General features: G+C 73.9%; 5 protein-coding genes. All 5 read left to right on the top strand.

Translation table 11 applies throughout. From position 1 onward, the window contains the following. The first annotated feature begins 25 nt into the window (after positions 1–25). From ACFVX9_RS24895 to ACFVX9_RS24875, 5 genes are read left to right on the top strand one after another with little or no spacing between them, the layout of a single operon-like run. Positions 26–24,019 carry a non-ribosomal peptide synthase/polyketide synthase gene (locus ACFVX9_RS24895; protein WP_387983538.1) on the top strand — a complete coding sequence of 7,998 codons (23,994 nt, stop codon included), beginning with the start codon at positions 26–28 and terminating at the stop codon, positions 24,017–24,019. A gap of 3 nt (positions 24,020–24,022) precedes the next feature. After that, positions 24,023–24,238 carry an MbtH family protein gene (locus tag ACFVX9_RS24890; protein ID WP_380373401.1) on the top strand — a complete coding sequence of 72 codons (216 nt, stop codon included), beginning with the start codon at positions 24,023–24,025 and terminating at the stop codon, positions 24,236–24,238. An 11-nt stretch (positions 24,239–24,249) separates the two neighbouring features. After that, the gene (locus ACFVX9_RS24885) at positions 24,250–25,497 is read left to right on the top strand and encodes a cytochrome P450 (RefSeq protein ID WP_387983536.1); all 1,248 of its coding nucleotides are present in this window, start codon (positions 24,250–24,252) and stop codon (positions 25,495–25,497) included. 38 nt (positions 25,498–25,535) lie between these two features. Continuing rightward, a complete protein-coding gene (locus ACFVX9_RS24880; RefSeq protein ID WP_387983534.1) occupies positions 25,536–26,285 on the top strand; it encodes an SRPBCC family protein in 750 nt (249 codons plus the stop codon). A gap of 7 nt (positions 26,286–26,292) precedes the next feature. Continuing rightward, positions 26,293–26,493, top strand: coding sequence for a hypothetical protein (locus tag ACFVX9_RS24875; RefSeq protein WP_387983532.1), 201 nt, complete (start codon positions 26,293–26,295; stop codon positions 26,491–26,493). The last annotated feature ends 124 nt before the right edge of the window (positions 26,494–26,617 follow it).

Raw genomic sequence — 26,617 nt, 5'->3', positions numbered from 1 at the left:
CGCCCACACTTCTGGAGGTACCCCCATGTCCCGTCGCGACGGCGACGCCCTTCCCCTGACCGGGGCCCAGCGCGAGATCTGGCTCGCCGAGCAACGCTCCCGGACACCGATTCCCGGCTACCGCGTCGGTGAGTGCCTGGAGATCCACGGGCCGGTCGACCCGGAGCTGTTCGAGACCGCACTTCGCCGGGTGGTCGACGAGGTCGACGCCCTGCACGTGACCTTCGTCGACGAGGGCGAGGGCCCGCGCCAGGTCCTCCGTGAGACCTGGGACTGGGCGCCGGTACACCTGGATCTCAGCGGGGAGCCCGTACCCCGTGAGGCGGCCATGGAGTGGATGGAGCGGGACCTGCTGCGCCCGCTGGACCTCGCGCGCGACCCGCTGTTCGGGCACGCTCTGGTCCGGCTGTCGCCGACCGAGTATCTCTGGTACCTGAACTACCACCACGTGGTGCTGGACGCGATCAGCAGCTCCATGGTCCGCCAGCGGGTCGGCGAGGTGTACTCGGCGCTCGCCGAGGACGGTGCCGTGCCGCCATCGCCGTTCGGCTCGCTACGGGACCTGGTCGACAGCGACGAGGCCTACCGTGCGTCGGCGGACTTCACCGCCGACCGCTCCTACTGGACGGAACGCTTCGCCGACCGGCCGGGACCGACGCGGCTGACCCGCACGGCCCCGGCCGACCCGGACCGCGCGCTCCGGTTGGCCGAGGAGCGGGAACTGCGGCGCCCGGACGCGCTGCGCGCGGCGGCGGGAAGGATCGGCGTCCGCTGGTCCCGCCTGGTGGTCGCGGCGGCGGCGCTCTACGCACATCGGCTGACCGGAACGCAGGACGTGGTGCTCGCCCTACCCGTCACGGCCCGTCGGTCCGCCGACCGCGACCTGATGTCGGTGCCGGGCACGATGTCCAACGTGGTGCCCCTGCGGCTGACGGTACGACCGGACATGCCGTGGCGCGACCTCGTCGCCCAGGCGGCGCGGGAGGTCGAGGCGGCCGTCGCACACGAGCGGTACCGGAGCGAGGACCTGCTGCGGGACCTCGGGGCCCCGGGCAGCATCGGGACGGCGTTCCCGCTGATCGTCAACATCATGGCGTTCAACTCCCGGCCGACCTTCGCCGGTCACCCCGCCTCCGTGCACCACTTCGTGTCGGGGTCGACCAGCGACCTGGCCGTCTGGGTGTTCGACTACCGGGACGGCAACCCGCCGTTGCTCAGGCTCCACGGCTCGCCCGAGGCGTACGGTGAGGACGACCTCGCCGCCCATCAGCAGCGGCTGATCTCCCTGCTCGACGCCGTCGCGGACTGGGACCCGGACGAGGTGCTGGGCCGGATCGACCTGCTCACGGCCGAGGAGCACCACCAGGTGGCGGCCCTCGGCACCGGGCCGACGGTGGAACTCCCGGCCGAGACCCTGCCGGAGCTGTTCCGCAAGCATGTGCGGGCGACGCCGGACCTGGTGGCGCTGGTGTGCGGGGACGTTTCCCTGACCTATGCGGAGCTGGACGAGCGGGCGAACCGGCTGGCGAACGCCCTGGTCGCCCGGGGCGCGGGGCCGGAGCGGCTGGTGGCGGTCGCCCTCCCGAGGTCGGCCGAACTGGTCGTGGCGATCCTCGCGGTGCTCAAGACCGGGGCGGCCTACGTCCCGCTCGATCCCGAGTACCCGGCCGCCCGGATCGCCCTCCTGCTCGATGACGCACGCCCGGCCCTGCTGGTGACCGACACCCTCAGCGAGGGCAGGCTGCCGGGGAAGGGTTCCGTCGACCGGCTGGTCATCGACGACCCGGCTACGGCCGAGCTGGTGGGTGGTCTGTCAGCGGCTGACCCGATGGCGGCCGTCGACCCGGGCCACCCGGCGTACGTCATCTTCACCTCCGGCTCCACCGGCAGGCCCAAGGGCGTGGTGCCGACCCACGGCGGCCTGCTCAACCTGCTCACCGACCTCCGGCAGGCGCACCTCCCGCCGGTGACCGACGAACGGCAGCGACTGCGGATCGCCCTGACCACGTCGGTGTCGTTCGACGCGTCGTGGAACCAGTTGCTTGCCCTGTTCGCGGGGCACGAGCTGCACGTCCTGGACTACGAGACCTGGACCGACCCCGACGCCTTCGTCGGCTACGCGGCGCGCCGCGGGCTGGACTACATCGAAGCCACCCCTTCCTACCTGCACGTCCTGGTCGCCCACGGGCTCCTGGGCGACCAGAGGTGGCGTCCGGCGCTGGTGGCGGCCGGTGGCGAGGCCGTCCCGGAGCGGCTGTGGGAAGAACTGCGGGCGGCGGACGGGGTCTCCTGCCTCAACCTCTACGGACCGTCCGAGTGCACCGTCAACCCGGTGGTCGCCTCCGTGGGGTCGAGTCCGCTCCCGGTCATCGGCCGGCCCGCCGGCAACGTCCGACTGTACGTGCTCGACGGCGCCCTGCGGCCGCTGCCGGCCGGTACGCCGGGCGAGCTGTACATCGCCGGGCCCTGCCTGGCCCGCGGCTACCTGAACCGGCCGGGCCTGACCGCCGGGCGGTTCGTGGCGGACCCGTTCGGTCCGATTGGCACGCGGATGTACCGCACCGGGGACCTGGTGCGGTGGGGTGCAGACCGGAACCTGGAGTTCCTCGGGCGCACGGACGATCAGGTCAAGGTCCGGGGCTTCCGGGTGGAGCTCGGCGAAGTCGAGGCCGTCCTCGCCGAGCACCCGCAGGTCGCCCGGGCCGCCGCCATGGTGCGTACCGAGGACGAGCCCCGACTGGTCGCCTACGCCGTCGCCGAGCCCGGCGCCACGGTCACCGGCACCGCCCTGCGCGAACACCTCCGGGAGCGGCTGCCCAAGCACATGGTGCCGTCCATCGTCGTGCTGCTGGACGCCCTGCCCCTGACTCCCAACGGCAAGCTCGACCGGCGTGCCCTCCCCGCGCCCGACCGGCAGCCCGCCGACCCGGGCCGTGCTCCGCGCACCGCGACCGAGCACCTGCTCGCCGGGCTGTTCGCCGAGGTGCTCGGCGTGCCGGAGGTCGGCGCCGACGACGACTTCTTCGACCTCGGCGGGCACTCCCTGCTGGCCACCCGGCTGGTCGCCCGGGCCCGGTCGGTGCTGGGCGTGGAGCTGGGGCTGCGCGACCTGTTCGACGCGCCGACGGTGGCGGAACTGGCGGCGGCGGTGGACATCGCCGGCCGGGCGCGGCCCGCGCTGTCGCGACGCGAGCGTCCCGACACGGTGCCGCTGTCCTTCGCGCAGCGCCGGCTGTGGTTCCTGCACCGCATGGAGGGCCCGAGCGCCACCTACAACATCCCGCTGGCGCTGCGCCTCGGCGGAACCCTCGACGAGCGGGCCCTGGAGGCGGCCCTGACGGACCTGGTCGAGCGGCACGAGAGCCTGCGCACCGTCTTCCCCGTGGCCGACGGCGTTCCGTACCAGCGGGTGCTGGAGGCCGACGAGGCCCGGCCGCGGTTGCGGGTGACCGAGGGCGGCGAGCGCGACCTGCCGCAGCGGCTGGCGGAGGCGGCGCGGTACGGCTTCGAGCTCTCCGACGAGCCACCGCTGCGTGCCGAGCTCTTCCGGCTCGGCACCGAGGACCACGTGCTGCTGCTGGTGGTGCACCACATCGCCGGTGACGGCTGGTCGGCGGGCCCGCTCCTGCGGGACCTGCGGACCGCCTACGCGGCCCGTACCGAGGGGGCGAAGCCGGAGTGGTCGCCACTGCCGGTCCAGTACGCCGACTACGCCCTCTGGCAGCGGGAGCTGCTCGGTGACGGCTCGGACCCGGACAGCCTGCTGAGCGGCCAGCTCGCGTACTGGCGGGGGCAGTTGGCGGACCTGCCCGAGCAGGTGGAGCTGCCCTTCGACCGGCCCCGCCCGGCGGTGATGTCCTACCGGGGTGCCCACCTGCCGGTGCAGGTCGACGCCGAGCTGCACGAGGGCCTGCGCGAGCTCGCCCGCGACGGTGGCGCCAGCCTCTTCATGGTGCTCCAGGCCGGTCTGGCCGCCCTTCTGGGCAAGCTCGGCGCCGGCACCGACGTCCCGATCGGCACGCCGATCGCGGGACGCACCGACGAGGCGTTGGACGACCTGGTCGGATTCTTCGTCAACACCCTGGTGCTGCGCACCGACCTGTCCGGCGACCCGTCGTTCACCGAACTGCTGGGCCGGGTGCGCTCCGACGCGCTGGCCGCGTACGCGCACCAGGATGTGCCGTTCGAGCACCTCGTGGAGGCACTGAACCCGACCCGGACACTGGCGCACCACCCCCTGTTCCAGACCATGCTCGCCCTGCAGAACGCCCCGCTCGGCGCCTTCGACCTGCCGGGGCTGCGGGTGACGACCGACCTGGTGCACACCGGCACGGCCAAGTGCGACCTGACCTTCATCCTGGCCGAACAGCCGGGTACGGAGGGGCTGTCGGGCGTGGTCGAGTACAGCACCGACCTGTTCGACGAGGGCACCGTGGCGGGGATCGTCGACCGGTGGCTGCGGCTGCTGCGCGCCGTCGTCGCCGACCCCGGTCGGCGGATCGGCCGGGTGGACGTGCTGTCCGCCGAGGAGCTCCGCGCGCTCCTGCCGGCCGAGGCCGACCGGAGCGGGGAACAGCCGGAGAGCAGTCTGACCGCGCTGTTCGAGCGGCAGGTGCGGGCCGACCCGGCCGCGGTCGCCCTCACGGACGGCGAAGTCAACCTGACGTACGGCGAGCTGAACGCCCGGGCCAACCGGCTCGCGCACGCGCTGATCGGCCGGGGTGTCGGTCCGGAGCAGTTGGTGGCACTGGCGCTGCCGCGCTCGGCCGAGCTGGTCGTGGCGGTACTGGCGGTGCTCAAGGCCGGCGGCGCCTACGTGCCGGTGGACCCGCAGTACCCGGCGGCCCGGATCTCCTACCTGCTCCAGGACGCCCGCCCCGCGCTGTTGCTGACGACTCATCAGATCGGTGACCTGCCCGGCGCGGAGTCCGTGGACCGGCTCCTGCTGGACACCGCCGACCTGGACGGCCTGCCGGACACAGACCCCGCCGTCGCCGTCGATCCCGGTCACCCGGCGTACGTCATCTACACCTCGGGCTCCACCGGGAAGCCCAAGGGCGTGGTGGTCCCGCACCGCAACGTGGTGCGGCTGTTCGGCACCACGCGGGCGCTGTTCGACTTCACCGCCGACGACGTCTGGACCCTCTTCCACTCCTACGCCTTCGACTTCTCGGTGTGGGAGCTGTGGGGCGCGCTGCTGCACGGCGGCCGCCTCGTGGTCGTGGACCACGAGACCAGCCGCTCGCCCGGCCGGTTCCTGGAGCTCCTCGCCCGCGAGCGGGTGACGGTGCTCAACCAGACGCCGTCCGCCTTCTACCAGCTGATGCAGGCCGACGCCGAGCACCCGAGCGAACTCGCCATGAGGACCGTCGTGTTCGGCGGCGAGGCCCTGGAGCCCGCCCGCCTGGCGCCCTGGTACGAACGGCACCCGGACGACGCGCCGCGGCTGGTCAACATGTACGGCATCACCGAGACCACGGTGCACGTCACGTACGCCGCGCTCGACCGGTCCGGCACCGCCGCCGGCCGGATCGGCGCGGCCCTCCCGGACCTGCGGACGTACGTGCTCGACGACGGCCTGCGGCCGGTGGCCCCGGGCGTGCCCGGGGAGCTGTACGTCGCGGGCCCGGGGCTGGCGCGCGGCTACCTGAACCGGCCGGGCCTGACCGCCGGGCGGTTCGTCGCCGACCCGTTCGGACCGCAGGGGTCGCGGATGTACCGCACCGGCGACGTGGTGCGCCGGGCTGCGGAAGGCAGCCTGAGCTACGTCGGCCGGGCCGACCAGCAGGTGAAGGTCCGCGGCTTCCGGATCGAGCTCGGAGAGATCGAGGCGGCCCTGGCCGCGCACCCCGGCGTCGCCCAGACCGCCGTCCTCGCCCGGCAGGACCGGGCCGACGACACCCGCCTGGTCGCCTACCTGGTCCCGGCCGCCGGTGCCGCACCGCGCCCGGCCGACCTGCGTGAGCACCTGACCGAGCGGCTGCCGGAGCACATGGTGCCGTCGGCGTACGTCGTGCTGGACGCGCTGCCGTTGACCGCCAACGGCAAGCTGGACCACCGGGCCCTGCCCGCCCCCGACCTCGCCCCGGTGGTCACCGGTCGCGCGCCGCGCACCCCGCGGGAGCAGGTCCTCTGCGAGCTGTTCGCCGAGGTCCTGGGCGTGGCGTCGGCCGGCGTCGAGGACGGCTTCTTCGACCTGGGCGGGCACTCCCTGCTCGCCACCCGCCTGGCCGCCCGGATCCGTGCGACGCTCGGCGTGGAGATGCCGCTGCGCACCCTGTTCGAGGCGCCGACCCCGGCCGGCCTGGCCGCCGCACTGACGGCGGCCGGACCGGCGCAGGCGGCGCTGGTACGGCGCGAGCGCCCCGAGCTGGTCCCGCTGTCGTTCGCGCAGCGGCGGCTCTGGTTCCTGCACCAGCTGGACGGCACCGGCGCGAACTACCACATCTCCCTGGCCTGGCGGCTGTCCGGGGACCTGGACCGCCGGGCAATGGAGGCAGCCCTCGCGGACGTGGTCGGGCGGCACGAGAGCCTGCGGACCGTCTACCCGGCCGTCGACGGTGTCCCGTACCAGCAGGTGCTGGGCGTCGTGGCGGCCCGCCCGCGGCTGCTCGTGCGCCGGACCGCCGAGGCCGAGCTGTCCGCCCTGATGGCGGCGGCGACGGACCGGCCGTTCGACCTGGCGGGTGATGCGCCGCTGCGGGCCGGCCTGTTCGAGCTGGCGTCGGACGAGCACGTGCTCCAGGTGGTGCTCCACCACATCGCGGGTGACGGCTGGTCGCTGGGCCCGCTCGCGCAGGACCTGACCGCCGCCTACGCGGCGCGCTGCCGCGGCGAGGCGCCGCGCTGGAAGAGCCTGCCGGTCCAGTACACCGACTACACCCTCTGGCAGCATGAGCTGCTCGGCGAATCCACTGACCCGGACAGTCCGTTCGCCCGCCAGGCGGCCTACTGGACACGGCAGTTGGCCGGTCTCCCGGAGCGGATCCAGCTGCCCGCCGACCGGCCCCGCCCGGCGGCCGCCTCGCGCCGGGGCGGCTTCGTGCACGCCGGACTGGACGCCGAGCTGCACCGCGGTCTGCGCGAGCTCGCCCGCGAGCACGGCACCAGTCTCTTCATGGTCCTCCAGGCCGGCCTGGCGGCGCTGCTGAGCAAGCTCGGCGCGGGCGACGACATCCCGGTCGGCAGCCCGGTCGCCGGCCGGACCGACCAGGCGCTGGACGAGCTGGTCGGCTACTTCGTCAACACCCTGGTCCTCCGCACCGACACCTCGGGCGATCCGACCTTCGCCGAGCTGCTGGGCCGGGTCCGGGACACCTCGCTGGCCGGGTACGCCCACCAGGACCTGCCGTTCGAGCACCTGGTCGAAGCCCTCAACCCGGTGCGCTCGCTGGCGCACCACCCGCTGTTCCAGGTCATGCTGGTGCTGCAGAACGCGCCCCGGGCCGACTTCGCGCCACCCGGGCTGCACGTCGAAGACATGCCGTTGACCACGACCACCGCGAAGCTCGACCTGATCTTCACCATGTCCGAGCGCCAGGCGCAGGACGGCACCCCGGAGGGGATCGACGGGCTCGTCGAGTACGCCGGCGACCTCTACGACCCGGCCACCGTCGAGACGATGTTCGGCCGCTGGGAGCGGCTGCTCCGCGTCGCGGTCACCGACCCGCAGCAGCGGCTCAGCCGGTTCGGCGTGCTCTCCGCGGAGGAACGCGATGACCTGACGGCACTGGGCACCGGACCGGAGGTGGAGCTTCCGGCCGCGAGCGTGCCGGAGCTGTTCCGGGCGCAGGTGCGGGCGACGCCGGACCTGGTGGCGCTGGTGTGCGGGGACGTCTCGCTGACGTACGAGGAGTTGGACGAGCGGGCGAACCGGCTGGCGCACGCCCTGGTCTCGCGGGGCGCGGGGCCGGAGCGGCTGGTGGCGGTGGCCCTGCCGAGGTCGGCCGAGCTGGTGGTGGCGATCCTCGCGGTGCTGCGGACGGGGGCGGCCTACGTCCCGGTCGATCCCGAGTACCCGGCCGCGCGGATCGGGCACATGCTGGAGGACGCCGGCCCGGTCCTGGTGGTGACCGACGCCCGGACCCGGGACCGGCTGCCGGAGGCCGGCCCGGCCGGGTGGCTGGTGCTCGACGACCCGGCGACGGCCGCCCTGGTGGCCGACTGCCCGGCGACGGACCCGCTGGTCGCCGTCGACCCCAGGCACCCGGCCTACGTGATCTACACCTCCGGCTCCACCGGCAGGCCCAAGGGCGTGGTGTCGACCCACGGCGGCCTGCTCAACCTCTTCGTCAGCCAGCGGCCGCTGCTGTTCCCCCGGCGGACGAAGGAACGGCTGCGCATCGGGCTGACCACCTCGGTGTCGTTCGACGCCTCCTGCGACCAGCTGTCCAGCCTGTACGCGGGCCACGAACTGCACGTCCTGGACGAGGCGACCTGGTCCGACCCGGACGCCTTCGTCGACTACGTCACGCGCGTCGGCCTGGACTACGTCAACGCCACCCCGTCCTACCTGCACGTGCTCGTCGCACGGGGGCTCCTGGACGACCCGGGGCGCCGTCCCGCGGTGGTCTCGATGGGCGGGGAGGCCGTTCCGGAGCAGCTGTGGGAGCGGCTGCGGGCGGTCGAGGGCGTGTCCTGCCTGAACTACTACGGGCCGACCGAATGCACGGTGGACGCCGTCGTCGCACCGCTGGGATCGAGTCCGCGCCCGGTGATCGGCCGGCCGCTCGGGGGCATCCGGCTGTACGTCCTCGACAGCACGCTGCAGCCGGTGCCCGCGGGCGTGGCGGGCGAGCTGCACCTCGCCGGAGCGGGCCTGGCCCGCGGCTACCTGAACCGGCCGGCGCTCACCGCGGGGCGGTTCGTGGCGGACCCGTTCGGTCCGAGCGGCACGCGGATGTACCGCACCGGCGACCTGGTGCGCTGGGGCGCCGACCGGAACCTGGAGTTCCTCGGCCGGACCGACGACCAGGTCAAGGTCCGGGGCTTCCGGATCGAACTCGGCGAGATCGAGGCGGCGCTGGCGGAACACCCGCAGGTCGCCCAGGTCGCGGTGACCGTCCGGGAGGACCGGGTCGGGGACGCGCGGCTGGTCGCCTACCCGGTGGCCGTCGCCGGGGCGGAACTCCAGCCGGAGGAGCTGCGGGCACACCTGCGCGAGCGACTGCCGGACCACATGGTCCCGGCCGCCTTCGTGCCCCTGGAGGGCCTGCCGCTGACAGCCACCGGCAAGCTGGACCGGCGCGCGCTGCCCGCACCCGTCCACACCGCCGTGCGGACCGGCCGGGCCCCGCGCACCCCTCAGGAGCAGGTCCTCGCGGAGCTGTTCGCCGAGGTACTGGGCGTCGCCGAGGTCGGCGCCGACGACGACTTCTTCGACCTCGGCGGGCACTCCCTGCTCGCCACCCGGCTGGTCGCCAGGGCGCGTGCCGCCCTCGGGGTGGAACTGGAGCTGCGCGCCCTCTTCGAGACGCCGACGGTGGCCGGGCTGGCCGCCGGGCTCGGCGGGGCCGGCCGGGCGAGGCTCGCGCTGCGCCGCGCGGAGCGGCCCGAGACGGTCTCGCTGTCCTTCGCCCAGCGACGGCTGTGGTTCCTGCACCAGCTGGAGGACGCCGGCTCCGTCTACAACATGCCGCTGGCGTGGCGGCTGACCGGCGACCTGGACCAGGACGCCCTGCGGGCGGCGCTCGGCGACGTCGTCGCCCGGCACGAGAGCCTGCGCACGATCTACCCCCAGGTCGACGGCGTCCCCCGCCAGGAGGTGCTGGACGCCCGAACGGCACCACCCCGACTGGCCGTCACCCGCGTGGGTGAGGCGGACCTGACGGAGCTGCTGACGGCAGCGGCGGCGAACGGATTCGACCTCGCGACCCAACCGCCGCTGCGCGCAGAGCTGTTCGAGCTGGCGCCGGACGAGCACGTGCTGCTGGTGGTGATGCACCACATCGCGGGTGACGGCTGGTCGCTGGGCCCGTTGTCCGCCGACCTGGCCACCGCGTACGCGGCACGCCGCCGGGGCGAGGAGCCGCAGTGGGCTCCGCTGCCCGTGCAGTACGCCGACTACACCCTGTGGCAGAACCGGCTGCTCGGCGACGCGGCCGACCCGGACAGCCTGTTCGCCCGCCAGGCGGACCACTGGACGCGGACCCTGGCGGGCCTGCCGGAGCAGATCCCCCTCCCTGCCGACCGCCACCGCCCTGCGGCGCCCTCCTACTCCGGTGGCCACCTCGACGTCGAACTGGACCCGGAACTGCACGCCGGCCTGGTCCGGTTGGGCCGGGAGCACGGTGCCAGCGTGTACATGGTGCTGCAGGCCGCCCTGGCATCGCTGCTGGACAAACTCGGCGCGGGCACGGACATCCCGGTCGGCAGCCTGGTCGCCGGCCGGACGGACCAGGCGCTGGACGAGCTCGTCGGGTTCTTCGTCAACACCCTGGTGCTGCGCACCGACACCTCGGGCGACCCGACCTTCGCGGAGCTGCTGGCCAGGGTCCGGGAGGGCGCGTTGGCCGCCTACGCTCACCAGGACCTGCCGTTCGAGCACGTCGTCGAGGCCCTCAACCCGGCCCGGTCGTCGGCCCGCCAGCCGCTGTTCCAGGTGCTGCTCGCGCTGCAGAACGTGCCCCGCACCGAGTTCGCGCTGGACGGTCTGGGCTCCGAGATCCTCCTGGTGCGCACGCCCACCGCGATGTTCGACCTCGGCTTCCACCTGCTGGAGCGCGGCGGCACCGGCGGGCCGGCCGAGGGCATCGTCGGGCGGGTCGAGTACAGCACCGACCTGTTCGACCGCGCCACGGTGGAGACGCTGTTCGCCCGGTGGCTGCGGCTGCTGGCGGCGGTGGTCGCCGAGCCGGAGCGGCCGCTGAGCCGGATCGAGGTCCTCACCACCGAGGAGCGGCACGAGCTGCTGGTCGCCCGCAACGACACCGCCCGCCCCGTCCCCACGGCTGATCTGCCCGCGCTGTTCGAGGCGCGGGTCCGGGCGACCCCGGAGGCTCCGGCCGTGGTGTTCGAGGGCACCGAGCTGACCTACCGCGAGCTGAACCGCCGGGCCAACCGCCTGGCCCACGCGCTGATCGCACGCGGCGTCGGACCGGAGCAGGTCGTCGCGCTGCGGCTGCCGCGTTCGGCCGAGCTGGTGGTGGCCGTCCTCGCGGTGCTCAAGACGGGCGCGGCGTACCTGCCGGTCGACCCGGACTACCCGGCCGCCCGGATCGCGTACATGCTGGAGGACGCGGGCCCGGCCGTGGTGCTCGACGACCTCGCCGCCGTCACGGCGGACGGGGACCTGCCGGAGCACGACCCGGCCGTGGCCGTGGACGGGCGCCGTCCCGCCTACGTCATCTACACCTCCGGCTCCACCGGCCGGCCCAAGGCCGTGGTGATGCCCGCCGCCGGGCTGCTGAACCTGCTGGAGTGGCACCATGAGGTCGTCGGCGGTGAACCCGGCACGCGCACCGCGCAGTTCACCGCGATCAGCTTCGACGTCTCGGTGCAGGAGGTGCTCTCCGCACTGCTCTACGGCAAGACGCTGGTGGTGCCGACCGAGGAGCAGCGCCGCAGCGCCGAGCTGTTCGCCCACTGGCTGGACCGGCACGAGGTGGCCGAGCTGTTCGCGCCGAACCTCGTGGTCGAGGCACTCGCCGAGGCCGCGGAGGAGGCCGGGCTGGACCTGTCGGCCCTCCGGCTGGTGGCCCAGGCCGGCGAGGCGATGCGCCTGGGCGGTGCGGTGCGCCGCTTCCAGGCCCGTCGGCCGGGCCGGGTGCTGCACAACCACTACGGGCCCGCCGAGACCCATGTGATCACCGCCTACTCGCTGCCGGCCGACCCCGCCGGCTGCCCGTCGCCGGTGCCGATCGGCCGCCCGATCGCCAACTGCCAGGTGTACGTGCTGGATTCGGCGCTTCGACCGGTAGCCCCCGGGGTGCTGGGCGAGCTGTACCTCGCCGGGGCGGGGCTGGCCCGTGGCTACCTGAACCGGCCCGGGCTCACCGCCGGGCGCTTCGTCGCCAACCCGTACGGTCCGGCCGGTGCCCGGATGTACCGCACCGGCGACCTGGTGCGCTGGCGTGCCGACGGCGAGCTGGAGTTCGCCGGGCGGGTGGACCACCAGGTGAAGGTCCGCGGGTTCCGGGTCGAGCCGGGCGAGATCGAGGCCGAGCTGACGGCGCATCCGGGCGTCGCCCAGGTCGCGGTGCTCGCCCGGGAGGACCGGATCGTCGCGTACGTCGTCCCGGTGGCCGGGAGCGGGGCGACCGCGGCGGCGCTGACGGCGTACCTGCGCGGCCGGGTGCCGGAGTACCTGGTGCCGTCGGCGTTCGTGCTGCTGGAAGCGCTGCCGCTGACGCCGAACGGGAAGCTGGACCGGGCGGCGCTGCCGGCGCCCGAGGCCACGACCAGGGAGACCGGCCGGGCGCCGCGCACGCCGCAGGAGCAGATCCTGTGCGAGCTGTTCGCGGAGGTGCTGGGCCGGGGCCAGGTCGGGGTCGACGACGACTTCTTCGACCTGGGCGGGCACTCGCTGCTGGCCACCCGGCTGGTCTCCCGGGTCCGGGCGACCCTCGGGGTCGAGCTGGAGCTGCGTCGCCTGTTCCGGACGCCGACACCGGCCGGGCTCGCGGCCGGGCTGCACGACGCCGCCACCGCGCGGCAGGCCCTGGTGCCCCGGCCCCGCCGTGAGCCCATGCCGCTGTCCTTTGCCCAGCGCCGGCTCTGGTTCCTCCAGCAGTTCGGGGCACCGAGCGCCACCTACCACATGCCGCTGGCCCTGCGGCTGAGCGGCGAGCTCGACCGGGACGCGCTGAGCGCCGCGCTCACCGACGTGCTGGCCCGGCACGAGACCCTGCGGACCGTCTTCCCGCACATCGCGGGCATCCCGCACCAGCGGGTGCTGGACCCCGCGGAGGTGCCCGTCCCGCTGACCGTGCGGGCGGTCGGCGAGGCGGAGCTGCCCGCCCTGCTGCGCGAGGCGGCGGTGCGCGCCTTCGACCTGACCTCGGAAGTACCGCTGCGGGCGGAGCTGTTCGCGGTCGCGCCGGACGAGCACGTACTGCTGCTGGTGATGCACCACATCGCCGGTGACGGCTGGTCCATGGGCCCGCTGGCCCGTGACCTGGCCACCGCCTACGCCGCCCGGCGGGATGGGGGGTCACCCGCCTGGCCGCCGCTGCCGGTGACGTACGGCGACTACACACTGTGGCAGCACGAGATCCTCGGCGACGAGCACGACGGGGACAGCCTCTTCGCCCGGCAGGTCCGGTACTGGAGCGAGGAGCTGGCCGGGCTGCCCGAGCAGCTGCAACTGCCGGTCGACCGGCCCCGCCCGGCCACCATGTCGTACGGCGGCGACCTGCTGGAACTCCGGATCGACGCCGAACTGCACGCCGCCCTCCTGGGGTTGGCGCGACGGTCGGGGGCCAGCCTGTTCATGGTGCTGCAGGCGGCGCTGGCGGCGCTGTACACGCGGCTGGGCGCGGGCACGGACATTCCGATCGGCAGCCCGATCGCGGGCCGGACCGACGAGGCGCTGGACGAGTTGGTCGGGTTCTTCGTGAACACGCTGGTGCTGCGCACCGACACGAGCGGTGATCCGAGCTTCGGCGAACTGCTGGGGCGGGTGCGGGAGACGGCGCTGTCGGCGTACGCGCACCAGGACGTGCCGTTCGAGCACTTGGTGGAGGTGCTGAACCCGTCCCGGTCGCTGTCGCACCACCCGTTGTTCCAGACCGGGCTGGTGGTGCAGAACGCGCCCGGCGGGGACTTCCGGCTGCCCGGCATGCGGGTCTCCGGGGTGAGCGTGCTCACCGGGACCGCGCGGCTCGACCTGACCTTCGGGTTCGCGGAGGAGCACGGGCCCGACGGCGCGCCGGCCGGGCTCAGCGGTGCGGTCGAGTACAGCACCGACCTGTTCGACCGTTCGACGGTCGAGGCCCTGGTCGCCCGGTGGACCAGGCTGCTGGCCGCGGTCGCCGCCGCGCCCGACCAGCCGATCGGCGGGATCGAGCTGCTGTCGGCCGAGGAGCGCCGCGAGCTGCTGCCCGCCGTCGAGGGCGGGGCGGCCGGGGTGAGCCTGCCGGAACTGTTCGCCGCGCAGGTGGCGGTGGTGCCGGACGAGGTCGCGCTGGTGTGTGGTGACGCGGAGTTGACGTACCGGGAGTTGAACTCCCGGGCGAACCGGTTCGCGCATGCGTTGGTCGCGCGGGGTGTGGGTCCTGAGCAGGTCGTGGCGGTGGCGTTGCCGCGTTCGGTGGAGTCGGTGGTGGCGGTCCTGGGTGTGCTGAAGGCCGGGGCGGCGTACCTGCCGGTGGATCCGGCGTACCCGCGGGCGCGGATCGACTTCATGCTGGCGGACGCCCGTCCTTCGGTGGTGGTCGACGACCCGGCGATGGTGGGCGACGCAGACCGGCCGGACACGGATCCGGTGGTCGCGCTCGACGTCCGGTACCCGGCGTACGTGATCTACACCTCGGGTTCGACCGGTCGCCCCAAGGGCGTGGTGGTGAGCCACGGCGGGGTGTCGGGTCTGGTGGCGGCGCAGGTCGAGCGGCTCGGCGTGGCGCCGGGCAGCCGCGTCCTCCAGTTCGCCTCGCCCAGCTTCGACGCGTCGTTCTGGGACCTGTGCAGCGCCCTGCTGACCGGCGCCACCCTCGTGCTCGCCCCGTCCGGGGCCCCGCTGGAGGCCCTGACGGACCGCCGGCTCGACGTCACCCATGTGACCCTGCCGCCCTCGGCCCTGGCCGCGCTGGACGGCGCCGACCTCGCGGCCGGCACCCTGGTGGTGGCGGGTGAGGCGTGCCCGCCGGAGCTGGTGGCGCGCTGGGCGCCGGGTCGGCGGATGGTCAACGCGTACGGTCCGACGGAGACGACGGTGTGCGCGACGATGAGCGACCCGCTGGCGGCGGGCTCCGGCGTGCCGCCGATCGGCCGGCCGGTCGCGGGCTTCCGGGTGTACGTGCTGGACGAGCGACTGCGCCTCGTAGCACCGGGTGTGGCAGGGGAGTTGTACGTCGCGGGGCCGGGTCTGGCGCGCGGCTACCTGAACCGGCCGTCCCTGACGGCGGGGCGCTTCGTCGCCTGCCCGTTCGGGGCGGGTGGTGACCGGATGTACCGCACCGGGGACGTGGTGCGGCGCCGGGCGGACGGTGAGCTGGAGTACGTCGGCCGCGCCGACCAGCAGGTGAAGGTGCGCGGCTTCCGCGTCGAACTCGGCGAGGTCGAGGCCGCCCTGGCCGAGTACCCCGCCGTCGCCCAGGCCGCGGTCGTGGCCCAGGGCGACCGGCTCGTCGGCTACGTCACGGCTCGTCCGGACGCGACCGTCCGTCCGGCGGAGCTGGCGGCACACCTGCGCGACCGGCTGCCCGACTACCTGGTGCCGGCCGTGTTCACGGTGCTGGACGTGCTGCCGCTGACGCCCAACGGCAAGCTGGACCGCGCCGCGCTGCCCGCACCCGACCTCGGTTCGGCCGAGGTCGGCCGGGCGCCGCGCACGCCGCAGGAGCAGATCCTGTGCGAGCTGTTCGCCGAGGTGCTGGGCCGGGGCCAGGTCGGTGTCGACGACGACTTCTTCGACCTCGGCGGGCACTCCCTGCTCGCCACCCGGCTGGCCGCTCGGGTGCGCTCGGTCCTCGGCGTGGAGCTCGGGCTGCGCGCGCTCTTCCAGGCGCCCACGGTGGCGGGTCTGGCGGGGGCGCTGACGGAGTCCGGCAGTGCCCGCCCGACGCTGACCGCGCGGGAGCGGCCGGAGGCCGTGCCGCTGTCCTTCGCCCAGCGTCGGCTCTGGTTCATGCACCGCATGGACGGCAGCGCCGCGACCTACCACATCCCGCTGGCGCTCCAGCTGACCGGAACGCTCGACCGGGCGGCGCTGGACGAGGCGCTGGCCGACGTGGTGGCCCGGCACGAGAGCCTGCGGACGGTGTTCCCGGAAGTGGGCGGCGTCCCGTGCCAGCGGGTCCTGGACCCGGCCGAGGCCCGGCCCCGGGCCGGGCTGACCAAGGTCTCGCAGGCCGAACTGCACCACTGGCTCGCCGAGTTCGCCCGGCGGCCCTTCGACCTGGCGGCGGAACCGCCGCTGAGGGCTGAGCTGTTCGCGGTCGCGCCGGACGAGCACGTGCTGCTGCTGGTGATGCACCACATCGCCGGTGACGGCTGGTCCACCGGCCCGCTGGCCCGTGACCTGGCCGAGGCCTACGCCGCCCGCTGCCAGGGCCGCGAGCCGGACCGCGACGCTCTGCCGGTGCAGTACGCCGACTACACGCTGTGGCAGTGCGAGCTGCTCGGCGACGCCGCCGACCCGCAGAGCCGGTTCGCCGAGCAGCTCGACTACTGGAAGCGCCAGCTGTCCGACCTGCCGGAGCTGATCCAGCTGCCCGCCGACCGGCCTCGGCCGGCCGTCGCCGGTTGGCACGGGGACCACGTCGGTCTGGAGCTGGGACCTGAACTGCACGCCGCTTTGACCGAGTTGGCGCGGAACACCGGCACCAGTCTGTTCATGGTGCTGCAGGCGGCGCTGGCGGCGCTGTACACGCGGCTGGGGGCGGGGACGGACATCCCGATCGGGAGTCCGATCGCGGGGCGCACGGACGAGGCGCTGGACGAGCTGGTCGGGTTCTTCGTGAACACGCTGGTGCTGCGGACGGACACGAGCGGTGATCCGAGCTTCACCGAACTGCTCGGGCGGGTGCGGGAGACCTCACTGTCGGCGTACGCGCACCAGGACGTGCCGTTCGAGCACCTGGTGGAGGTGCTGAACCCGTCCCGCTCGCTCGCGCACCACCCGCTGTTCCAGACGATCCTGGCCGTGCAGAACGCCCCGATGGGTCGGTTCTCGCTGCCCGGCCTGGAGGTGGCCACCTACGCGGTGGCCACCGGAACCGCCAAGTTCGACCTCGGGGTGAGCCTCGTCGAGCAGTTCGGTCCGGCCGGGGAACCGGCGGGGATCGTCGGCGCGGCGGAGTACGCCACCGACCTGTTCGACCGCTCGACGGTCGAGGTCCTCGTGCGGCGCTGGACGCTCCTGCTGGAGGCCGTCACCGCCGATCCGGACCGGTCGATCGGGGGGATCGACCTCCTCGACTCCGACGAGCGGAGCCGGCTGCTGGAGCGGGGCAACGCGACCGCCCGCGAGGTGGCCGCCGTGCCGGTGCCGGAGGCGTTCGCGGTACAGGTGGCGGCGACGCCGGACGCGCTCGCCCTGGTGTCCGGTGGTGCCGAGCTGACGTACCGGGAGTTGAACGCGCGGGCGAACCGGTTCGCGCATGCGCTGATCGCCCGCGGGGTCGGTCCGGAGCAGCTGGTGGCGGTGGCGCTGCCGCGTTCGGTGGAGTCGGTGGTGGCGGTCCTGGGTGTCCTGAAGGCGGGTGCCGCGTACCTGCCGGTGGACCCGTCGTACCCGGCGGCGCGGATCGCGTACATGCTGGAGGACGCCCGCCCGGTACTGGTGGTCGACGATCCGGCGCTGGTCGCCGAGGCCTCCGAGGCCTCCGAGTGGCCGGACACGGATCCCGTGGTCGCCCTCGACGTCCGGCACCCGGCCTACGTGATCTACACCTCGGGTTCGACCGGCCGTCCCAAGGGCGTCGTGGTCGCCCACGGCGGCGTGGCCAGTCTGGTCGCCGCCCAGATCGAGCGGTTCGCGATCGCACCCGACAGCCGGGTGCTCCAGTTCGCCTCGCCCAGCTTCGACGCCTCGGTGTCGGAGATCTTCACCGCCCTGCTGCGCGGCGCCGCCCTGGTGCTGCCCCCGGCGGCGGAGCCGGTCGCCGCGCTGACCGACCCGGGCCTCGCGGTCACCCACGCGACCGTGCCCCCGTCCGTCCTGGCGGCCCTGCCGGAGGGCGCGGTGACGGTGTCGACCCTGGTGGTGGCGGGCGAGGCCTGCCCGCCGGAGCTGGTGGCGCGCTGGGCCCCCGGGCGGCGGATGGTCAACGCGTACGGCCCGACGGAGACGACGGTGTGCGCGACGATGAGCGACCCGCTGTCCCCGGGGGCGGGCGTGCCGCCGATCGGGCGGCCGATCGCCAACGCGCGGGTGTACGTGCTGGACGAGCGGCTGCGGCCGGTGCCGCCCGGCGTCCCCGGCGAGCTGTACGTCGCGGGCGCGGGGCTGGCGCGCGGCTACCTGAACCGGCCGGCCCTGACGGCCGGGCGCTTCGTCGCCTGCCCGTTCGAGGCGGGCAGCCGGATGTACCGCACCGGCGACGTGGTGCGCTGGCTGGGCGACGGTCAGCTGGAGTACGTCGGCCGCGCCGACGACCAGGTGAAGGTACGCGGCTTCCGGGTCGAGCCCGGCGAGATCGAGACGGCCCTGGCCGAGCACCCCGCCGTCGCCCGGGCCGCCGTCCTCGCCCAGGACGACCGGCTCATCGGCTACGTCGTCCCCCACCAGACGGAGGCCCGCGACAGCGCCCTGGAAGCCGACCACGTGGGCGAGTGGCAGGACATCTACGACGCCCTGCCCATCACCCCCGAGGAAACCGCCTTCGGCCAGAACTTCGTCGGCTGGAACAGCAGTTACGACGCCAGCCCGATCCCCGCCGAGCAGATGCGGGAATGGCGCGACGCCACCGTGGCCCGCATCCTGGCCCTGCACCCCCGCCGGGTGCTCGAGGTCGGCGTCGGCACCGGCCTGCTCCTCTCGCAGATCGCACCGCACTGCGAGACCTACTGGGCGACCGACTTCTCCGCCACCGCGATCGACGCGCTGGCCGCCCAGGTCGCCCGGCAGGAGCAACTGGCCGGACGCGTCGTGCTGCACACCCGCCCGGCGCACGACACCGACGGCCTACCCGCCGGGCACTTCGACACCATCGTCATCAACTCGGTCGTGCAGTACTTCCCGTCCGCCGACTACCTCACCGACGTGATCGAAAAGCTGATGCGACTGCTCGCCCCCGGCGGCGCGCTCTTCCTCGGCGACATCCGCAACCTGCGGCTCCTGCGCCCGCTGGCCACCGCCGTCCAACTCCACCGGGTCGGCGACGGCGCCGACCTCACCTCGGTGCGGCGCGCGGTGGAGCAGTCCCTCCGGGTGGAGAAGGAGCTCCTGGTCGACCCGGACTTCTTCACCGCCCTGCGGGAGCACGGCACGGACATCGGCGTGGTGGCCGTGGAGGTCAAGCGCGGCCGCCACCACAACGAGCTGACCCGCTACCGCTACGACGTGACGCTGCACAAGCAGCCGGTCACCCCGACGGCCCCGGACCGGTCGGTCGAGCTGGCGTGGGGGCAGCAGGTCGCCGGGCCGGCCGAACTGCGCGAGCTGCTCGCCCAGCCGTCCGTCGGAGTGCTGCGGATCACGGGGGTGCCGAACCGCCGCGTGGCGCGGGAAGCCGCGCTGGCCCGGGCGGTGCAGAACGGGGACGGCTCGCTCGCCGAACTGCTGGAACGGCTGCACGCCCCGGAGGACGCCGACCTCCCCGACCCGGAGGACTTCCACGCCCTCGGGTCGGAGTCCGGCCGCTCGGCGGTCGTCACCTGGTCGGCCGCTGCGGCGGACGCCGTGGACGTCGTCTTCACCGACCCACAGGCGCTCCACCGCTCTCCGGTCGAGGCCTACCGGCCCGCCCGGGCCACGGGCCAGGCGCTGTCCTCGCTGACCAACCGCCCGACCGGCGGCCGGGGCACCGGCGCCCTCCTGGGCGAACTCCGTGACTGGCTGCGGAGCCGGCTGCCCGATTACCTGGTCCCGTCGGCGTTCGTGGCGCTGGAGGCACTGCCGCTGACCGCCAACGGCAAGCTCGACCGCCGTGCGCTGCCGGCCCCCGACCTCGGTCCCGTCGCTGTCGGACGGGCGCCACGCACCCCGCAGGAGCAACTCCTCGCCGAGCTGTTCGCCGAGGTGCTCGGCCTGGCACAGGTCGGCGTCGACGACAGCTTCTTCGACCTCGGGGGGCACTCCCTGCTGGCGACCCGGCTGGCCTCCCGGGTCCGGGCCGTCCTCGGCGCGGAGCTGGAGGTCCGGACGCTGTTCGAGAGCCCGACCGTGGCAGGGCTGGCGGCCCGCCTGGACGGCTCCGGAGCGGCGAGGCCCGCGCTGATCGTCCGGCCGAGGCCCGAGCGGGTGCCGCTGTCCTTCGCCCAGCGCCGCCTGTGGTTCCTGCACCGGATGGACGGGCCGAGCGCCACCTACAACATGCCGCTCGCGCTCAGTCTGACCGGCGAACTGGACCGCCCGGCCCTGCACGCCGCGCTCGCGGATGTGGTCGCCCGGCACGAGAGCCTGCGCACCGTCTTCCGCGAGACGGACGGCGTGCCCTACCAGGTCGTGCTGAGCGCCGCGCAGGCGTACCCCGCACTGCCGGTGGTCGAGCTCGACGAGAGCCGGCTGGCGGAGCGCCTGGCGGAGACGGCGCAGTGCGGCTTCGACCTCGCGGCGGAGCCGCCGGTCCGGGCGGAGCTGTACGCCCTGGCCCCCGGGCGGCACGTGCTGCTGGTCGTGGTGCACCACATCGCCGCCGACGGCTGGTCGATGGGCCCGCTCTCGGGTGACCTCGCCGCGGCCTACGCGGCCCGCTGCCGGGGCGAGGCCCCGCAGTGGTCCCCGTTGCCGGTGCAGTACGCCGACTACAGCGCCTGGCAGCGCGAGCTGCTCGGTGACGCCACCGACCCGGACAGCCTGTTCGCCCGGCAACTGGCCTACTGGAAGGAGGAGCTGTCCGGCGTCCCGCAGCAGCTGCAGCTGCCCGCCGACCGGCCGCGGCCGCCGGTGGCCTCCCAGCGGGGCGACCGGGTGGTGGTCCGACTGGACGCCGAACTGCACCAAGCCCTGCGGGACTTGGCCGCCGCGCGCGGCGCCAGCATGTTCATGGTGCTCCAGGCCGGCCTCGCCGCCCTGCTCACCCGGCTCGGCGCCGGCACCGACATCCCGATCGGCAGCCCCATCGCCGGCCGGACGGACCAGGCGCTGGACGAGCTCGTCGGGTTCTTCGTCAACACCCTGGTACTGCGCACCGACACCGCAGGCGACCCGGGCTTCTCCGAACTCGTCGGCCGGGTCCGGCAGAAGGCGCTCACCGCGTACGACCACCAGGACGTGCCGTTCGAGTACCTGGTCGAGGTGGTCAACCCGGCCCGGTCGCTGGCGCACCACCCGTTGTTCCAGATCATGCTGGCCCTGCAGAACGCGCCGCTCGGCGAGTTCGCGCTGCCGGGGCTGGAGACCGGACACCTGGAGGCGCCGACCGGGACCGCGCGGGTCGACCTGACCTTCAGCCTGGCCGAGCAGTTCCGCCCGGACGGCGCCCCCGACGGCCTGGTCGGCGCGGTGGAGTACGCGACCGACCTGTTCGACCCGGCCACCGTGGAGCTGCTGTTCGAGCGCTTGGCCCGGCTGCTGCGCGCGGCGGTCGCCGACCCCGACCGGCCGATCAGCCGGATCGACATCATGCCCGTCGAGGAACGCCGCCGACTGCTCGCCGGGTCCAACGGTGCAGTGGCCGAGCTGCCCGGAGCCGCGGTACCGGAGTTGTTCGCCCGCCAGGTGGGGGCCACCCCGGAGGCCGTCGCGGTCGTGGCCGGCGGCACCGAGCTGACCTACCGGGAGCTCGACCTGCGGGCCAACCGCCTGGCCCGGGCACTGGTCCGCCAGGGCGTGCGGCCGGAGACGCCGGTCGCGGTCATGCTGGACCGCTCGGCGGAGCTGGTCGTGGCGATCCTGGCGATCATCAAGGCCGGTGGCGCCTACGTGCCGCTGGACTCGCGCTTCCCCTCCTCCCGGATCGACCTGATCCTGCGGGAGAGCGGGGCGGCCCTGGTGCTCACCCAGGAGGTGACCACCGCGCTGGTGCAGTCCGAGGCCGCCGATCCCTCCGGCTTCGAAGTTCCCTGTGAACCCGGGCAGTTGGCGTACATCATGTACACTTCCGGCTCGACCGGTCGGCCGAAGGGCGTGGCCGTCACCCACCGTGACGTGGTGGGTCACGCGCTGACCCCCGAGTTCCGCGGCGGCGGACACGAGCGGGTGCTGATGCACTCCCCGACGGCCTTCGACCTCTCCACCTACGAGCTGTGGGTGCCGCTGCTCAACGGCGGCCGGGTCGTGGTCGCACCGCCGGAGCAGCTCGACCTCGACCTGTTGCAACACACGATCACCTCGAACGGGGTGACCGGACTGTGGCTCACGGCCGGACTGTTCCGCCTGGTCGCCGAGGAGCGCCCGGGCCTGCTCGCCGGGGTGCGCGAAGTGTGGACCGGCGGCGACGTGGTCTCCCCGGCCGCCGTCGCCAGGGTGCTGGCGGCCTGCCCCGGCATCGAGGTGGTCAACGGCTACGGGCCCACCGAGGCCACCACCCTGGCCACCTGCCACCCGGTGGGCGTCCTGCCCGAACACGCCGCGACCGTGCCGATCGGCCGGCCGATGGCGAACATGCGCGCCTACGTGCTCGACGACAGGCTGCGCCCGGTGCCGACCGGCATGGTCGGCGAGCTGTACCTCGCGGGGACGGGCGTGGCCCGCGGCTACCTCGGGCGGGCCGGCCTGACGGCGGAGCGCTTCACCGCCGACCCGTACGGGCCGGACGGGAGCCGGATGTACCGCACCGGCGACCTCGCGTCGTGGCGGGCCGACGGCACGCTGGACTTCGCCGGACGCGCCGACCACCAGGTCAAGCTGCGCGGCCTGCGGATCGAGCCCGGAGAGATCGAGGCGGTCCTGGCGGGCTGCCCCGGCGTCGCCCAGGCGGCCGTCGTCGCCCGGGAGGACCGGCCGGGCGACAAGCGGCTGGTCGCCTACCTGGTGCCCGCCCCCGAGGGCGCGCCCGAGGCGGGCGAGCTGGCCGGCCGGCTGCGCCGTGACCTGCCGGACTACATGGTGCCGGCGGCGTTCGTCACCGTGGACGCGCTGCCGCTGACCGCCAACGGCAAGCTGGACCGGGCCGCCCTGCCCGCCCCCGAGTACGGGGCCTCGGCCGCCGGGCGCGGACCCCGGACGCCGCAGGAGCAGCTGCTGTGCGGCCTCTTCGCCGAGGTCCTCGGCCGGGAGCAGGTGAGCATCGACGACAACTTCTTCGACCTCGGCGGGCACTCGCTGCTGGCCGCCCGGCTGGCCTCCCGGGTCCGCGAGACGCTCGGCCTGGAGCTGGGCCTGCGGATGCTGTTCGAGGCGCCGACCGTCGCCGGTCTCACCGAGCGGCTGCTCATGGACGATCCCGACGACGCGTTGGACGTGGTGCTGCCGCTGCGTTCGACCGGGACCGGGACACCGCTGTTCTGCATCCACCCCGGCGGCGGCATCAGCTGGTCGTACAGCGGACTGCTGAACCACCTCGGCCCGCAGCACCCGGTCTACGCCATCCAGGCGCGTGGCCTCGGCCGGCCCGAAACCCTGCCGACGTCCTACGAGGAGATGGCGGCCGACTACGCCGACCAGATCCAGAAGATCCAGTCGGAGGGTCCGTACCTGCTCCTCGGCTGGTCCGCCGGCGGGCTGATCGCCCACGCGCTCGCCTGCGAGCTGCAGTCACGCGGCGAACGGACCGCACTGCTGGCGATCCTCGATGCCTACCCGGTGAAGGACGTGCAGTTCGCGGAGGTGCCGGTGCCCACCGTGCGCGACGTGCTCGTCGGGGTGCTCGATGTCGACCCGGACGAGCTGGGCGACCAGGAGATCACCTACGCCGAGGTCGCCGAGGTCCTGAACCGGCGGGGCAGCGCGCTGGCCGGCCTGAACGAGCGACAGATCGAGGTGATCGTCGAGATCATGATCAACAACGCCAGGCTGGCGGTCGACTTCGTCCCCGGCGACTTCGACGGAGACCTGCTGCTGTTCAACTCCACGATCGACCGGGCCGAGGACAACGCGGGGCCCGAAATCTGGCGCCCGTACGTCGCCGGCCGGATCGAATCGCACGAGATCACCACCCGGCACGACCGGATGACCCAAGCCGGCTCGCTGGCGCAGATCGGACCGATCCTGGCCGCCAGGCTCGCCGAGGCCACCGGTGACACCGATCGTGCCGATGGCGCTGGTAACGCCGATCGCGCCGATGGCACCACCACCCTTTCCCACCAGGAGGACTGACCCATGACCAACCCCTTCGACGACCAGGACGGCACTTTCCTCGTGCTCGTCAACGACGAGAACCAGCACTCGCTCTGGCCGCAGTTCGCGGACGTCCCGGCCGGCTGGACCGTCGTCCACGGCCCCGACACCAACGCCGCCTGCCTGGAGTACGTCGAGAAGTCCTGGACCGACATGCGGCCCAGGAGCCTCGCCGACGCCATGGAAGCCCAGCGGTAGCGCGGCCCGCAGTGAACCTGACCGACACCACGGACGAGGCCCGCCGCACGGCGGGCCTCGCCCCGCCCCACGACCTCGCCGCCGACCTGCTCACCCCCGAGGCCCGGCGGGACCCGTACCCGTTCTACGCCCGCATGCGGCGCGAGAGCCCGGTCCACCGCAGCGCCCAGGGCATCTGGTACCTCACCCGGTACGCCGACGTCGAGACGGCGCTCGGCGACCTGCGGCTGTCCAACGACCGGGACCGGATGACCCGTGCTTACGGCGGCCTGGGCGGCGATCTGAAGGCCCTCAGCCGGCTCTCCGACCGGCTCGGCCGGGTGATGACCAACACCGACCCGCCGGACCACGCCCGGCTGCGCAAGCTGGCCAACCGCGCCTTCACCGCCCGGCGCGTCGAAGCCCTGCGCGACGGCGTCCAGCGGATCGTCGACCGGCTCATCGACGAGGCGGTCGCGGCCGGGCCGACCATGGACCTGATCGAAGCGGTCGCCTCCCCACTGCCGATGTCCGCCGTCTGCGAGCTCTTCGGCATTCCGGACGGGGACCGGCCCCAGGTCAAGAGCTGGTTCCACCGCTTCGGGCGGCTGGGCGAGGACATCGACAAGTCCGAGGAGGCGATCGGGCAGTACGAGGAGTACCTGTCCGGGCTCATCCGGCGGCGCCGGCGTGAACCGGGCGACGACCTGATCAGCGCCCTGGTCGCCACCCAGGCGCAGGACGACCGGCTCACCGACTCCGAACTGCTGTCCACCTGCTTCGTCCTGATCACCGCAGGCGACGAGACCACCACCCACCTGATCGGCAACGGCGTGCTGGCCCTGCTACGCCACCCCGACCAGCTGGCCCGGCTGCGCGCGGATCCGGGGCTGATCCGCGGCGCCGTCGAGGAGCTGGCCCGCTACGACACGGTGACCCAGGCGATCGTCCGGGTCGTCGCGGAGGACCTGGAGATCGGCGGGCAACTACTGCGCGAGGGCGAGCTGGCGTACCTGTTCCTCGGCGCGACCAACCGCGATCCCGAGCGCTTCGAGGACCCCGACCGGCTCGACCTGACCCGCCCCGGAAACCGGCACCTGAGCTTCGGCCACGGGCCGCACTTCTGCCTCGGCGGCCCGCTGGCCAAGCTCCAGACGGAGGTGGCGATCGGCACCTTGGTCCGCCGACTGCCCGAGCTGCGGCTGGCCGACGGGGCTGTGCTCGATTGGCGGCCCAACCCGCTGCAACGGCGGCTGAGCGCCCTCCCGCTCACCCACTGACCCACTGACCCACGAACGAAGACGAAGGAGCACCGACCATGGCCCGAGAATTCGAGGTCCGCCGGGAACAGGACCTGCCAGCCACGCCCGAGCAGGTCTGGGCCGCCGTCGCCACCGGCGCAGGCAACCTGGGCTGGCTGTACCCGATGGAGGTCGAGCCGCGCGTCGGCGGAAAGGCCACCCGGGGCGACTCCACCGTCGTGGCCTGGGAGCCGCCGCGGCACTTCGCCGTCCGGGCGACCCAGGACGGCGGCTTCTCCAACACGCTCAGCTACCGCATCGAGCCCGCCGACGGCGGATCGAGCCACCTGCGGATGGGGATCCACTGGGTGCACACGGGCATCGTCGACGAGGCCTGGAGGTGGGACGCCAAGTCGGACGTTGCCGAGAAGCACGTCGACTTCTACCAGCACGGCCTCGCCGAGTACCTGCGCCACTTCGCCGGCCGCCCCGCCGTCTACCTCAGGGCCCAGCGCCCCGAACCCACCGCCGACCCGGCCGACTTCGCCGCGCTGCGCCGCCGCCTCGGCCTCGCCGACGACGCGGCCGTCGGCGACCGGGTGCCGCTCCACCTCCCCGGTGCGGACAGGGGCTCGGAGGAGGTGGTCGTGGACTGGCTCAGCACCGACTTCGTCGGTCTGCGCGGCCCGGACGCGCTCTACCGGTTCTTCAACGGCAGCACCTGGAACGTGCCGATCTGGCTCGGCCACCACCTGTTCGCCGAGGACACCGATGAACAGCAGGCCACCGCGGCGTGGACCGCCTGGCTCAACGACACCCAAGCCTAGGTCCCTGATGGAAACCTCAACGGAAACACTGCTCTACGCCGCCGAACTCGTCGAGGAGAACGGCACCTACACGCTCGTCGTCGAGGACGTGCGGCGGGGCGGCATCCAGACCACCCCGGTCCCCAAGGCCATGGTCGACAAGCTCCCGACCTTCCTCTCCGCGCTCGCCGCCAAGCTCGACCCGTCAGCGCCGCCCCGCCGCTGGTAGATCTCCTGGCCCCTCACGAGGCCGGTGCCGGCCGGAAGCCACCGCTCCCGACCGACACCGGCCTCGCCGCCCCGGGCAGGAGTTGACGGCACACGCACCTCGGGATGGGTGATTCCGAACTCCA

Source organism: Kitasatospora sp. NPDC058243 (assembly GCF_042882025.1).
Lineage (GTDB): Bacteria > Actinomycetota > Actinomycetes > Streptomycetales > Streptomycetaceae > Kitasatospora.
Note: the sequence above shows the minus strand (reverse complement) of the source record. Positions and strands in the feature narration are given on the sequence as shown.